The organism is Bifidobacterium sp. ESL0784 (assembly GCF_029433295.1).
In the GTDB taxonomy this organism is placed as follows: domain Bacteria; phylum Actinomycetota; class Actinomycetes; order Actinomycetales; family Bifidobacteriaceae; genus Bifidobacterium.
Window position 1 is genome coordinate 289,102 of record NZ_JAQTHV010000002.1, and the last position, 14,224, is coordinate 303,325.

At 56.4% G+C, this 14,224-nt stretch carries 12 protein-coding genes; 7 read left to right on the plus strand and 5 right to left on the minus strand.

Features of this window, described 5'->3' with window-relative positions; translation table 11 throughout:
- Positions 1-378 precede the first annotated feature (378 nt).
- From PT279_RS03745 to PT279_RS03770, 6 genes are all read left to right on the plus strand, one after another.
- Entirely contained in the window at positions 379-2,148 is a 1,770-nt protein-coding gene (locus PT279_RS03745) for a glycoside hydrolase family 13 protein (protein ID WP_277165596.1), read from the plus strand.
- A gap of 21 nt (positions 2,149-2,169) precedes the next feature.
- Positions 2,170-3,456 carry an MFS transporter gene (locus PT279_RS03750; protein ID WP_277165598.1) on the plus strand — a complete coding sequence of 429 codons (1,287 nt, stop codon included), beginning with the start codon at positions 2,170-2,172 and terminating at the stop codon, positions 3,454-3,456.
- A gap of 254 nt (positions 3,457-3,710) precedes the next feature.
- Positions 3,711-4,439 carry a histidine phosphatase family protein gene (locus PT279_RS03755; protein ID WP_277165600.1) on the plus strand — a complete coding sequence of 243 codons (729 nt, stop codon included), beginning with the start codon at positions 3,711-3,713 and terminating at the stop codon, positions 4,437-4,439.
- Between the two features lie 97 nt (positions 4,440-4,536).
- On the plus strand, positions 4,537-5,022 hold the full coding sequence (locus PT279_RS03760; protein WP_277165601.1) for a hypothetical protein: 486 nt from the start codon (positions 4,537-4,539) through the stop codon (positions 5,020-5,022).
- Positions 5,022-5,156, plus strand: coding sequence for a hypothetical protein (locus PT279_RS03765; RefSeq protein WP_277165603.1), 135 nt, complete (start codon positions 5,022-5,024; stop codon positions 5,154-5,156). The genes PT279_RS03760 and PT279_RS03765 overlap by 1 nt, the downstream gene beginning before the upstream one ends.
- A 279-nt stretch (positions 5,157-5,435) precedes the next feature.
- Positions 5,436-5,849 carry a hypothetical protein gene (locus PT279_RS03770; RefSeq protein WP_277165605.1) on the plus strand — a complete coding sequence of 138 codons (414 nt, stop codon included), beginning with the start codon at positions 5,436-5,438 and terminating at the stop codon, positions 5,847-5,849.
- Between the two features lie 80 nt (positions 5,850-5,929).
- Here the strand turns inward: PT279_RS03770 and PT279_RS03775 are convergent, their stop codons facing one another.
- The 4 genes from PT279_RS03775 to murA all read right to left on the minus strand — a co-directional run bounded on the left by PT279_RS03775 (position 5,930) and on the right by murA (position 11,698).
- Positions 5,930-6,715, minus strand: coding sequence for a glutamine amidotransferase (locus PT279_RS03775; protein ID WP_277165607.1), 786 nt, complete (start codon positions 6,713-6,715; stop codon positions 5,930-5,932).
- Between the two features lie 5 nt (positions 6,716-6,720).
- Positions 6,721-8,358, minus strand: a complete 1,638-nt coding sequence (locus PT279_RS03780) for a Mur ligase family protein (protein WP_277165941.1) — start codon at positions 8,356-8,358, stop codon at positions 6,721-6,723.
- Positions 8,359-8,489: 131 nt separating this feature from the next.
- Complete coding sequence (dnaB, locus tag PT279_RS03785; protein WP_277165609.1) at positions 8,490-9,923, minus strand: replicative DNA helicase; 1,434 nt, start codon at positions 9,921-9,923, stop codon at positions 8,490-8,492.
- 449 nt (positions 9,924-10,372) lie between these two features.
- Positions 10,373-11,698, minus strand: coding sequence for a UDP-N-acetylglucosamine 1-carboxyvinyltransferase (murA, locus tag PT279_RS03790; RefSeq protein WP_277165611.1), 1,326 nt, complete (start codon positions 11,696-11,698; stop codon positions 10,373-10,375).
- A 485-nt stretch (positions 11,699-12,183) separates the two neighbouring features.
- On the opposite strand from murA, the gene PT279_RS03795 reads away from it, so the two are divergent.
- Positions 12,184-13,173 carry an NAD(P)-dependent alcohol dehydrogenase gene (locus tag PT279_RS03795; protein WP_277165613.1) on the plus strand — a complete coding sequence of 330 codons (990 nt, stop codon included), beginning with the start codon at positions 12,184-12,186 and terminating at the stop codon, positions 13,171-13,173.
- 335 nt (positions 13,174-13,508) lie between these two features.
- Here PT279_RS03795 and leuD read toward each other — a convergent pair whose 3' ends face one another.
- Positions 13,509-14,189, minus strand: a complete 681-nt coding sequence (leuD, locus tag PT279_RS03800) for a 3-isopropylmalate dehydratase small subunit (RefSeq protein ID WP_277165615.1) — start codon at positions 14,187-14,189, stop codon at positions 13,509-13,511.
- Between the last annotated feature and the right edge of the window lie 35 nt (positions 14,190-14,224).

Genomic DNA, 14,224 nt, shown 5'->3' on the forward strand with positions numbered 1-14,224 from the left:
GCCGATTCAATTCTATCGGTAAGCGTGGCCGGGAAACGGCAACGAATCGTTGAGGTTTTCGCTTAAGTTAAGCCGGGTTCATCGACGAAGGTCATCGTTCGAGACGCAACCTTCCGTAAACCTCCATCTATGTTTGCCTATCTTGTTATGACCTTAAATAACAGCGCTTGCATTACTTCATCAAGACGAAGATCCTTGATTTTTCGCCGATTACGACGAATATTTTTGTGATTTTGTTATCTATCTCGGATTTATTCTTTGGCTTGACAATTTAAATGCAAGCGCTATTATTACTTCTGTTGTTTATAATTTCATCACGATAATGAGATTATTGCTGATATTCAGCGAGAATAACTCAGAAACTATAAAGGAGTAGTCATGGCGGAAACAAGTAATCTCACTAAAAATGACAGCGCTTTTACAAACGCGGACCTTTGGTGGAAGCAGGCGGTGGTCTATCAGATTTATCCCAGAAGCTTCAAGGATTCGACCGGTTCCGGCCTGGGCGACCTCAAGGGCATCACCGGCAAGATGGACTATCTCAAGGCTCTCGGCATCGATGCGGTGTGGCTCTCCCCCTTCTATCCTTCCGAATTGGCCGACGGCGGCTACGACGTGCAGGATTACCGCAATGTAGACCCACGCTTGGGCACGATGGACGATTTCGACGCCATGGTCGCCGCGGCACACGAGGCCGGCATCAAGGTGGTCGTCGATATCGTGCCGAACCATTCCTCCCGCCTGCATCCGTGGTTCCAGGAGGCGCTGAATTCCGAGCCTGGCTCCGCCGCCCGCAACCGCTACATCTTCCGCGACGGCAAAGGCCCGAACGGCGATGAGCCACCGACCAAGTGGATCGCCAACTTCGGCGGTTCCGCCTGGACCCGTGTGCCCGACGGCCAGTGGTATCTCCATCTGTTCGCCAAGGAACAGCCCGACTTCAACTGGGACAACCGCGAAGTGCGCGACGACTTCCTCAAGACTCTGAAATTCTGGTGCGATCACGGCACCGACGGCTTCCGTGTGGATGTGGCCGAAGGCTTGGCCAAGGACCTCGACCGTGACGACCTCGACAACTACGACGTCGACGCCATGCACATCACCGTCGAGGACGGCAGCCACCCGGTCTACGACCGTGACGAAGTGCACGAGATCTTCCGCGAATGGCGCAGTGAGGTCTTCGATAAGTACACGCCCGCCCGCTTTGCCGTTGCGGAGGCCTGGGTTCCAGCTTCGCGCCAGTACCTCTACGCCCGCCCGGACGAGCTCGGACAGGTCTTCAACTTCAAGTTCGCCGAATGCAACTGGCTGCGCGACGAAATGCACGAGGCCATCGAGGACGGCATCGCCTCGGCCGCACGCACCAACGGTTCCACCTCTACTTGGGTGATGGGCAACCATGACGTGCCACGCAGCGCCTCGCGTTATGCACTGCCGCAGATCAAGACCGACAATGGTCTTTACCATGCCGTAGCCAACGATTGGCTGCTGCGCAACGGCACCACCTACCACGAAAACCGTGAACTGGGCACCAAGCGCGCCCGCGCCGCTGTCATGTTGGAAATGGCACTGCCAGGCTCGGCATACGTCTATCAGGGCGAGGAACTCGGGCTTTTCGAAGTTGCCGACATCCCGTGGGACGAGCTCGAAGACCCGTGGGCCTTCGGCACTCGTCGGGACCTCACCAAGAAGGGCCGCGACGGTTGCCGTGTGCCGCTTCCGTGGCAGGCTGAAGCAAGCACGTTCGGCTTCTCCCCGGCCAAGCAGACCGACGGCAGCGATGCCGAAAAGCCGCATCTGCCGCAGCCCGCTTGGTTCTCCGACTACGCGGTGGACAGCGAAGAGGCCAACGACGATTCCATGCTCTCGCATTATCGCCGCGTGCTGAAACTGCGCCACGAGCTGCAGACGCCCGACACCAGCCTGACCTGGCTCAACGACTATGACCACCAGACCGACGCCCACGACGGCGCCGACGGCAATCTCGGCGGCTCCATCGCCTACCAGCGTGCCAACGGTTGGACGAACATCACCAACTTCAGCGCGACCCCGATGACTCTGCCCGAAGGAGAAGTGCTGCTAAGCTCCAGCCCGCTTACTGCAGACGGCAAGCTGCCGCAGGACACTTCAGTGTGGATGAAACTGTAAGTAAAGGACGAAACAACTATCATGACCACAGCTACAAATCAAGCCGCTACGACGTCGAATCCGGAAAACGGGCAGAAAGATGCACGCCCCCGCTTTGAATCGGCACGTTATATCATCGGCATGTTCGTCTATAACACGTTGCTTTACGTCGGCTTCACCATGGTCGGCAGCACGCTGATGCCGCAGCGCCTCAAAGACATCGGCGTCGCCAACCCGAGCGCCACGCTCGGCGTAATCAACGGCGTTGGCGCAGTGATCTCCATGTTCATCAACGTCTTCATCGGCAGCATGTCCGACCGCACCCGCTCACGCTTCGGCCGTCGTACGCCATGGATCGTTTCCGGCGCCGTCATCTGCGGCATCTGCTTTTACATGACAGGCCTGCCGACCATGGGAGTAGGAGTGGGCATCGCCTACTGCATCTCGCTGATCGGTCTGAACATGATGATCGCGCCCATCACGGCGATTCTCTCCGACCGCGTTCCCGAGAAGGACCGCGGCACGGCCTCCGCGGCATTCGGCGGCGGCGCCGTCATCGGACAGGGCCTCGGCAACCTGCTGGCAGCTCAGTTCGTGGCCAGCACTCGGCTCGGCTTCGTCATCTCCGGCGTCATGCTGCTTGCCGCAGGCTGGATCTCCATGGCTATCCTCCCCCGCGAGCATTCCAACCTCGATACCCCCAAGAACAGCGAACCGGTCTGGAAGGTCATCGTCCACGCCTTCACCCCGCCGATCAAGGGCGCCTCTGATTTCTGGAAGGCTTTCATCTGCCGTACCGGTCTGCTCATCGCCTATCAGATGATCACCGCCTACCAGCTTTATATTCTCGAGGACCGTATCGGCCAGACCAAGACGCAGGCGGGCGCCGTCATCGCCACGATGTCCATCATCACCATGATCGTCTCGCTGATCGCGACCTTCCTTTCCGGCCCGATTTCCGACATCATCAAACGCCGTAAGCCGCCGATCATCTTCGCCTGTGCGCTCTATGCCATCGGCATCGCGCTGGCTTGGTTCATCCCCACTCCCACCGGTATGCTGCTCTTCGCGGGTGTCGCCGGATTCGGTTACGGCATGTATTCGGCCATCGACCAGGCGCTGAACGTCGACGTGCTGCCCAACAAGGAGAACGCTGGCAAGGATCTCGGCTTCATCAACATCGCCACATGTGCAGGCCAGGCCATCGGCTCGGTCTTCACCTCGACCATCGTCGCCGTCAGCGGCGGCTACACCATGGTGTTCCCGGTCGCAATCGCGATGACCGTCATTTCGGCCGTCGCCGCCATCCTCATCAAGAGGGTGAAGTAAAAGACCACATAGTATTAAGGCGCGTCTGTCAACCAAAAATGCAGGTTGGCAAGCGCGCCTTAATACTATTATTTATCATACGTTTTGCTCTATAGCTTTGTTTCATAACGAACCGCAATCATCGCAGCCAATGACGGCCGGCGACGAAATCTTCGTTACCTTTTCGCTTGTTTCAAACGGATTCTGCTTGAAAAACCAAAAATCATCACTGCGTATAACCTTGAGGTAGCAGTCAATGAAGGAAGCAAAGGGCAATGAAACCGACAATCATCTATCTGACCAGACATACCGAAACCACTTCAAACGTGATGGGGCTTATGCAGGGATGGTCCGATTTCCCAGTGACCCAGCACGGGCGCGACATCATCAAGTGCTTCGGACTGGGCCTCAAAGGCATCGTTTTCGACGCAGCCTATTCCGGTTCGCTGCCACGCCACTACCATACCGCCCAGGGCGCGCTCGAGTACTCCGGCAACGGAAACGTCAAGCTCATACGCGACCCGGATCTGCGCGAGGATAATTTCGGCAGCTTCGAGGGACGCTCCGGCAAAGAGACGAATCTGGCCGGAGCCAATTATCTCGGCTATCCGACGCTCGAGGCCGGCCTTGCCGATCGCGGCACGAAAATCAATCTGGATATCCAAGATGCCTGGCACGATCTGGACGCAAAGAACGTGCTCGATACCACCCTTGACGCCAGTGTTCGCGCGGAAACCTCTGAGGACGTACGCAGGCGCATGACGCGGGCAATGACCAAGATCGGTGAGGCGGAGGCCAAGCGCGGCGGTGGCAACGTATTGGTCGTCAGCTCCGGCCTGAGTATCCGTCAGTTCCTCTTCACGCTCGATCAGACGCTTGATTTCACCGGCCCGAACAACACAGCGACCACCAAACTGCGCTATGAAAACGGCACTTTCAGCATCCTCGGCCAGCCATATTCGATGGAATATTACGAACGCGGCAAGGCCAGCCTGTCGGCTTGATTTGCCATCCCAACAATCGAATATGACAATATTGGTTATTATATAATGCTATAAAATGACAACATATAAGTAACCATGGCTATCCGGGGAGGCCATAATGCCGTATTCGGACAACCTGCGCGTCGATATAGCGCGCACGGATCAACGCATTTCCGATTTGTCAGGTCAGCTCAACGCTGCCAAGCAGAACCTCAACCGTCTTCGCAAGCTGCTCTCTTACGTCTCCTATAAGCAAAACAGCTTTCTGAACGAACAAGGCCGACGCCAAGGCGGCTTCAACAAAATCTGGCAGGATTGTGCCAACTGCCATTGCGCGGTTGGCTACAGCAATGCCATGGGCTCCATATTGTTCGGCAACGAACCCAACAATGTGGCGGGAGCATATTCCGAAGGTGTGCAAAGCGTGAATCGCGGCATTCAAAGGGCCGAAGAGGAAATCGGCGATCTTCAACGAAGCATCGCCAGCGCCGAAAGCTATCGCGCCGATCAGGTAAACCATTTGCAACGAGTCGTGGCAGAAGAACAGTGGGAGGCGCAGCAGGAAGCCAAGAAAGCTGCAATGCACGCGAGAGGAGAATGGTGATGGCGCAGACACAAGGCAATCTGGTTATCGACGACGATTACGTACTGGGCAGAGGCAAAGCCTTTTCAGATAGAGGAAATGATTTGGAAGAAAATGACCACTATTGCCACAGCAGGCATAGTAGTGGTCAGTGAGGTTTTGACGGTAGGGTTGGGCAACGAGGTAGCGACGCCAGCAGAAGTTGCGGTCGTGGATTTAATTTTGGCGGCATAATCATGAAACTACGACACAGAAGGCTACAGCTAAGGTCCATCCTGATAGCGGTGATGACGCTTCTTCTTTCTGTGTCGTTAATGGGATGCGGAACTAATCAACAGCCCACGAAACCTGCAACACAGGAAATCACCTACCCGGCGAGCTTCGTAAAAAACTTCACAGGTAATGATGAAACACCTAAACATTATGCCAATGACATGAAGCAACGACTCGTTCCAGAAGACTATACGGATGTCTATGCCAAGAAGAACGGCGACATCGTCATCGTCGTCACCCAGAAACAAGTCGACAGACTCATCAAGGGCAACGACGACTACATCAAAAACGGCATCGCCGAATTCCACCACGACGGATCCGACTACCGGCAGGAAGTCTCCACCGACGGACGAGAACAGACTCTCTGGCTCGACCGCAACGTCAAACCACTCATCGAATCCAACATGGCCATCACCCTCCCCCAATGCTACGGGCTCAACTACTACCTCAAAGGCGGCAAGGGCGACTGGGACATGCAGATCACCTTCCGCAACTGCCACACCAACCAGCTCATCCATCAAAACATGTGGTCGCAAGGATGGGACGGCTACACCACAGACATCTTCGGAGAATAAAACAGCGTATGAACAAAAATCCTGATTTAATCTGCGAATCGGGATTTCCTCGATTCGTGCTTTACTCGCATAATGATTTGTCACCGCGGCCTTGAGGAGGCGACGCGGCGGGCGTTGGCGGCGAGTTCGTCAATGTGGGCGAGCTCGGCTTTCTGAGCGCCGCTTTGCTGGGGCTGGAACTCACCGTAGCGATGGGTGGTGGCAGCGCGAATGAGGAAGTCCGAAACCTCGGGATTCTTCGGCAGCAACGGTCCGTGCATATAAGTTCCGATAACGTTGTGAACGCAAGCACCTTCCGTACCGTCTTTACCGTTGTTGCCCCATCCCTCGTGGTCGACGTGGCCGAACGGCTTCACGCCCTCGCGCAGGAAGGTCTGGCCGGAATGGTTCTCGTAGCCGATGACATCGCCGAACTGGTCGGAATGTTCCAGGAGGTTGCCGATCATGCGGGTTTCGCGGCCCTCGGTATAGACCTCGAAAATGCCGATGCCGTCGAGCTTGGTACCGTCAATGGTTTCGAAATACTCACCAAACAGCTGGTACATGCCGCAGATCATCAACATCGGCACGTCATCTTGTGCCAACTTGCGCAGGATATCCGCCCGCTTGAAAAAGTCTTCGGAAATCTTCTTCTGGCCATTGTCCTGTCCGCCGCCGCCGAGGATCATGTCGACGTGCTCCGGCCACGGGTCGCCCTGGTTGTAGGCGTGGATGACCGGTTCATAGCCGTATAGCGCGAGCCGGCGCTTGATGGTGAGCACGTTGCCCCAGTCACCGTAGATGTTCATATCTTTCGGATAGATGGACATGACATCGATGGGACGAGCGGCCTGTGCGGGTTTCGTTGCGTTATCGTTTTCGGTCATGGCGTTCACTTCCCTACTCCGGCGTCGGCGACTTTGGCATATTTGCCAAGTTCCGATCGCACCTTGAGCATCGCGGTATAGGTGCAGTAAATATGTTTCGGCGTGCCGGGATCGGCCGTGACGAACTTGCGGACGGCCTCTTCGACGTTCGTGTTGGTTTGCGCGACTTTGACACCTTCGTATTCCAACCTTAATGCCATATCCCAAGCACGCACGCCTGAAACCATTTCAACACCCGTGCCACGCAACGAGGTGAAATCGACATCCCAAAGCCAGCTCATATCGCGTCCGTCGGCATATTCGTCATTAATAACAATCATCGTGTCGTGACCAGCGGGCGCAAAGCTGGCCAGCGACATCCTGAAGCCCATCGGGTTCTTGACCAAGAGCAATTCGACCGGCGCACCGTCGACCTTGATAACCTCGCCGCGCCCGAATGCGGGAGTGACATGCGAAAGCGCCCGCATCAGCCGCTCATCGCGCGCTCTGGGCAGGGTAACGTTCGCATTCTTGATTTCTCCGGTTACTGCACGAACCACGGCAAGCGCCGCGGCCGCATTAAAAAGGTTATAGACACCTTCGAGCTGGACTTTCGTCTCGAATTCGGCATCGTCCATCACGAATTCCGCCTCGTGGTCACCCACGCGATTCAACACCACGTCCGCAAGGCGCTTTGACGCCAGAGAATCAGTCATGGCCGAGGAGTCGGAAACCGTCTCCCTCGCGTCGAGCTTGGGGATAATCCTATTGCCTTCGGAATCGAATATGTCATGCGACTTTACAGCGCCGGTTTGGCTATCGGATGCTTTTGCTGTCATCGACGTAGAAGTTGTATCCGGGCCTTGCAAATCGACCGTATTTTCAGAGGTTTTCTTACCGGTGTCGCCGCCCGAGCGGAAGGCTGCTACAGGCGCGACGGCACTAGCCAACGCCGTATTGACGCCCTCCACTTTTGCTGCGGCTTTTTCGGCGGCGGTCAGATCGCCGGCATGCATGTCGTCATCGGAGGGGAACAGCCTGCGCAATTCGTCGGAAAGGCCGAAATAACGAACTTGCGTATTTTCCGGTGTCACGTTCGCGAGCGCCGCAATGCGCCGATCCTCGCGGTTCAAGACCACTGTTCCGGTAGTCGCCTGCGCGACCTTGCTCAGAAGCCGGGCGGTGTTGTCGATTTCTCCGAACCGGTCGAGCTGGTCGCGCATGACGTTCAGCAGCAAGCTATAACGCGGCTTGACCTGATGGACGAAATGCACCGCATACGCCTCGTCAAGCTCAAGGACCGCGATATCCGCATCCAACTTGCCGGAAGCGGAAACCTCGGTAAGCAGCGCCGAAACCACGCCACGCGTGAAGTTCGAACCAGTCGGGTTGGTGAACACCTTGAGATTGAGGTCTTTGAGCATTGAGGCAATCATGCGGGTGGTCGTGGTCTTGCCGTTCGTGCCCGAAACCAAAACAACCCCATAAGGCAATTGGCCAAGCGTACGCGCCAAAAAACCGGGATCGATCTTCTCGACCACTTCACCGGGCAACGCACTGCCCCCATGATGCAGCAAACGGGAAAGACTACGAACAGTCTTGCCGATGGTCGGCGTGGCGAACGCGTTCCATGGCTTGCGCGGCGTTGAAGTTTCGTTGCGCATGTCACGTTCCTTATTATCGGCGCGGTCGGCTGCCTTGATATTGTCGGTATCCGGAATATTCATCATTCACCGACCTTGTATAAACACTGATCGAACAATCCTTTGAAGGCCCATTGGCGATATTGCGTGCATCAGACCCCCTGGTTGAAATCCTGCGGCATATCGCGGAAGCGCGAGTACTCGCCCTGGAAGGCGAGCGGGAACGTGCCGGTTTTGCCGTTGCGGTGCTTGGCGAGGATGATGTCGGCTTCGCCGGGTCGGTCCTCTTCGTTGTAGAAATCGGGACGATGGACGAGGAAGACCACGTCGGCGTCCTGCTCGATGGAACCGGATTCACGCAAATCCGCGAGCTGCGGCTTCTTGTCGTTACGCATTTCAGGGCCACGGTTGAGCTGGGAAAGCGCGACCACAGGCACCTCAAGTTCCTTGGCCAGAAGCTTCAGGGCACGCGAGAAGCCGGAGACCTCCTGCTGACGGCTTTCCTCCTGCTTGCCGGAGCTCATCAGCTGCAGGTAATCGATGATGACCAGCTTGAGATCGTTCGTCTGCTTCAGGCGGCGGCACTTCGCACGGATTTCCATCAGGCTCATGTTCGGGCTGTCATCGAGGAAGAGCGGCGCATTCTGCATGGCCGTCCAGAAGTCGTTCAACGTGTTCCAGCGTTCCGGGGTCAGGCTGTCGTTGTCCGCGCGGCGCAGGGCGACCAGCGGGATACCGGTTTCGGCGGAGATGATACGTTGCGCGAGTTCGGTTTTGCTCATCTCAAGTGAGAAGATGACGGTGGTCAGATTATTGTGCAGCGCCGCCGAACGTGCGAAATCCACGCCGAGCGTGGACTTGCCCATCGCCGGGCGGCCTGCGACCACGATCATCTGGCCGGGCTGCAAACCTTGTGTCTCATCGTCAATGCCCTTGAAGCCTGTGGGCACGCCCTTTTCAATAGTCCCGTTCTGCAGAGCATCGAGTTGGTCAAGCGCGTCGTGGACGACAGGACCGATGGCCTCATAATCCTGACGCACCTTGCCTACGCTCATCTCGTAGACCTCGGACTGAGCTAGGTTCACCACATCCTCGGCCTGCGATCCTTCCGCAGAATAACCAAGCTGGGCGATTTTCGTGCCGGCGGCAATGACGTTGCGCAGGATAGCACGTTGGTGGACGATCTCGGCGTAATACGTCGCGTTTGCGGCCGTGGGCACAGAGGCTACGAGGCTATGCAGGTAATCGGCACCACCCACTTTTTCAAGGTTGCCGTCTTTCAGAAGCGCGTTGGCAACGAGCACCGCGTCAACGGGCTCCGAGGCGGAGAACAGCGTGATAATCGCCTCGTAGATGGTCTGGTGCTTAGGCTGGTAGAAATCAGAGACGTCGATGAGCTGCGAGACTTCGCCGATGGCGTCCTTGCTCATCAGCATGCCGCCCAAAACTGCCATTTCCGCGTCATCGTCGTGGGGAGGGACACGATCGAACAATGTTGCGTTATTCGCCGAAGTGTCAGCACTGAACTTGCCCGGATTATAGTCGCCGCCTGCGCGCGTTGAGTCCCAAGATTTTCCGTCTGCCATGCCGTCAAGCTTAACCAAAACACCGTAAAAAAACAGTGTTTTGCGCGCCCTTCCTCGGAAAACTTACAACACCATAGCAAAAATGTTCATTTCACTTTCGACCTCACACGATGACACGCACGGGCTTTTATCTGTGGATAAGAAAATATGTTATCCACATTTTGGGCGTGTCACTGGGGACAATACACAGAGTTATCCACACCATGGGGATAACTCTGTGTACAACGTGGGGATAGCGGCTTCTCTACGCATTTGCGATTTGCGTAATATCTTACCTTGTGATAGGCAATCCGTCTTTTGAAGCGATGACCACCAAACGTATCCGCATAACGATTTTCGAGACGAAATTACTTAATTTTGTTTCGAAAAACAGTATCGGAACACTAAAAAATCTCCCCGCCAGATTACCTGACGAGGAGATTGCCAACAGCTGGTAAAAGTGCGGAACCTCAGTCGAAGTCAGCACCGAGGGCGGCGAGCTTGCCGCGGAAATCGGCATAACCACGGTCGATGAGGCTGATGCCCTGCACGTTCGACGGCCCCGAGGCCGCGAGCGCCGCAATGAGGTGGCTGAAACCGCCACGCAGATCCGGCACGTCGATGTCGCGGCCCTCAAGCGGCGTGGGCCCAAAGATGACGGCGGAATGCTTGTAGTTACGCTGCTGGAAGCGGCACGGCAGGCTGCCGAGGCATTCGCGGTAGAGCTGGATGGTCGCACCCATCTGCACCAGCGGCTTGGTGAAGCCAAAACGGTTCTCGTAGACGGTCTCGTGCACGATCGACAGGCCGTTGGCCTGGGTCAGCGCGACGACGAGCGGCTGCTGCCAGTCGGTCATGAAACCAGGGTGCACGTCGGTTTCGATAGCCACGGGCTTCAGGTCCCCGCCCGGATGCCAGAAACGGATGCCCTCGTCGGTGACGTCGAACTCGCCGCCGATTTTGCGATAGACGTTGAGGAAGGTCATCATCTCAGGCTGGGTGGCACCTTTCACGAAAATGTCGCCGTGGGTCGCCAACGCGGCCGAAGCCCAGGAAGCGGCTTCGATGCGATCGGTCAGCGCGGTGTGGGTGAAGCCCTTGAGCGCCTTGACACCCTCGATACGGAAGGTGCGGTCGACGTCGACGGAAATGATCGCGCCCATCTTCTGCAAGACCGCGACCAGGTCCATGATCTCAGGTTCGGTGGCGGCGCCGGAAAGCTCCGTCTTGCCTTCGGCCTGAACCGCGGCCAGAAGTGTCTGCTCGGTCGCACCTACAGACGGGTATGGAAGGTGGATTTTCGCGCCATGCAGGCCGTTGGGAGCGGTGATATGGATGCCGTCGCTGTGTTCCTTGTCCACGTTGGCGCCAAGCTTACGCAGCGTCTCCAGATGGAAGTCAATCGGCCGACCGCCGATGTTGCACCCGCCGAGCTGCGGGATGAACGCCTCGCCCAAACGGTGCAACAGCGGGCCGGAAAAGAGGATCGGGATGCGCGACGAGCCGGAAAGCGTGTCCACGTCGGCTACGTCGGCGAGACGGACGTTGGTCGCATCAATGCGCAGCGTGCCCTTGGCATCGTCCCAATCAACGGTGGCGCCGTGCAGACGCAGCAGGTCGGAAACGACATGGACGTCGCGGATCTCGGGGACGTTTTTCAAAACAGAAACGCCGGGCGCGAGCAGAGCCGCAACCATGGCCTTGCTTACGAAATTCTTGGCGCCGCGGACCTTGATGGTGCCGTTGAGGGGTTTGCCGCCTTCGACGTGCAGGACGTCCTGTGTAGTATCTGCCAAAATCAACCTCTTTCGTCGATCCTTTATTAAGCGATCTTACTACACATAGTGTGCCACAACGGTTGTGGCGGATCAGTGAAGCATGGGCGAAAATGCGCCCCGGGCCGAACGGACTTGTCTAATTTGCATAGTTTTAACTTGCGAAACGGCGTTAAACCGCCATTTCGAGCCAATATTCAGACTTTATTATTGCCGTCTCATTTTTTACGATACGTTTCCTGGCAAATAAAATCTGTGCGGCCGATTCACAAACTTTGGCATTGTCGGATAAGCCCAAGCTGGACAACGATTAAGGAATCATGAAGTAACGTTTCCGCCTTGAGCATTCCCCAATCGCGTACCGTCTGCTTCCTGTTAGGGGTCAGAGATGCAGGATACGATAATGTATCAATCTGTAATAATCGGAAGCCGAACACAGACCGATATAGATCGAAACGAAACTAGACACCAATGAGATCGGGCCGGAGTCAACGAAGGGGCATCACATGAAAGGCATCGTCTATACACAATTCGGGGCGTCCAAGGACGCTCTCGAGGTCGAGGAAATCGACAAGCCCGCGATCGCAGACAATCAGGTCTTGGTGAACGTCAAGGCCTCGTCGCTAAACCTCGCGGATTACATGCGCTTCATCGAGCCGGTGATGGGCAAGGAAATGAGCCCGATGATGCGTAACATGGACGAGAACGTCATCCACGCGCTGGGCAAGGTTCTAGGTGTCGACGTCGCGGGCGTCGTCGAAGAAGTCGGCAGCAAGGTCGTCGATGTGAAGCCGGGCGACGAGGTGTTCGGAGCCACCCCGATGCTCATCGGCGCATGGGCAGAATATGCGGTCCTCAATGACGGCGACCTTTACCTGAAGCCGACAAACCTGAACTTCGAGGAAGCGGCTACGTTGCCCGCCGCAGCGCAAGTCGCGCTGAGTGAAGTGCGTCTGGGAGATGTCAAGCCGGGACAGAGCGTGCTGATCAACGGCGCCACTGGTGGTGTCGGCCTGTTCACGCTGCAGGTCGCCAAGGCCTTCGGCGCAAAGGTGACTGCGGTATGCAGCACCCACAACGTCGATCTCGTCCGTTCGTTCGGTGCGGATAAAGTAATCGATTACACCAAGGAAGACTTCACGAAATCAAGTGACCGCTACGATTGCATTCTTGCCGTCAACGGCTACGCAACGCTTGAGCAGTACCGTGCCCTACTCAAGGACGGTGGCGTCTACATTCCCGTAGGCGGCATGCAGCAGTCAGGCGAGGCCAGGCAGCGCGGCAAGGAATGCTTCGAAGGCACCGGCAAATCGTTGCGCAGCATCGGGTTCGCGCAGATGAAGAAGGAATATCCCTATATCAAAGAGCTCGCCGAAAACAAGGCCATCACGCCGTTCATCGACAAAACTTTCGACATCACCGACATCGCAGACGCCATCGAATTCGCGGTCAACCACCATCCGCAAGGCAAGATCGCGTTGAGCTATAACTTCTAAAACATATCAAAATATAGCTGAATATAATTGGGCCCTTACCTTGGTATGTTGCCAAGGTAAGGGCCCAATTTAAATGTCCGAATTGGAAATTTACTTCGCCCCTAATGGCCCAAGCCCTGCAATTTTTGTCCGTCCCCTACGGGAACGGACTCAATGCCTTGTGGTTCCGCTCGAAAAATCGCGTAACCACGCGGGACCTAGGCGTAGCCCACGGGGCTACGCCTTTAACGGTCCGGAACAGCAATTATTGACCACTTCTTCGAAGCGGACTCAATTCTTTGTCACTTCGCTCGAGAATCGCGAAGTGACCCGGGGCCTACTCGTAGCCCACAGGGCTACGCGCTTAACGGCCCCAGCCAATCAGAGTCATCAACCGGGCGCGCGGACTTGACGGGCTGCTCGGGGGCGTGCTTGGCGGGCAACGTCTTGGGCTTGAATGGGAAGCGCTGGGCGCGCATCTTTTCGTAGTCGGCGATGGCGTCCTCATGCTGCAGTGTCAGGTCGATGTCATCATATCCGTTCATCAGGCGCCAGCGCGTGTAATCGTTGACCTCGAAGGGCAAGGTGACGTCACCGCAGGTCACAGTGCGCTCCTTCAAATCGACGGTCATGTCACGTCCAGGTTCCTCTTCCAGCAGCTTCCAAAGCAGCTCGACGCTTTCCTCGGGCATGATGGCGGCCAGCACGCCGTTCTTGGCGGTGTTGCCGTAGAAAATGTCTGCAAAACGGGGGCTGATGATGACGCGGAATCCATAGTCGTGCAGCGCCCAAACTGCGTGCTCGCGGGACGAACCGATACCGAAATCGGGACCGGCGACCAGAATCTTGCCCTTGTTCTGATACTCGGGCTTGTTGAGGATGAAGTCCGGGTCACGCCGCCACGCATAAAACAGCGCATCGTCGAAACCTGTCTTGGTGACACGCTTCAAAAAGACGGCCGGAATAATCTGATCGGTGTCGACGTTCGAACGCCGAAGCGGGACGCCGACGCCGGTGACCTGCGTAAGTTTCTCCATAATCGATAAACCTTCTGAAATCTAAAATCCGATAA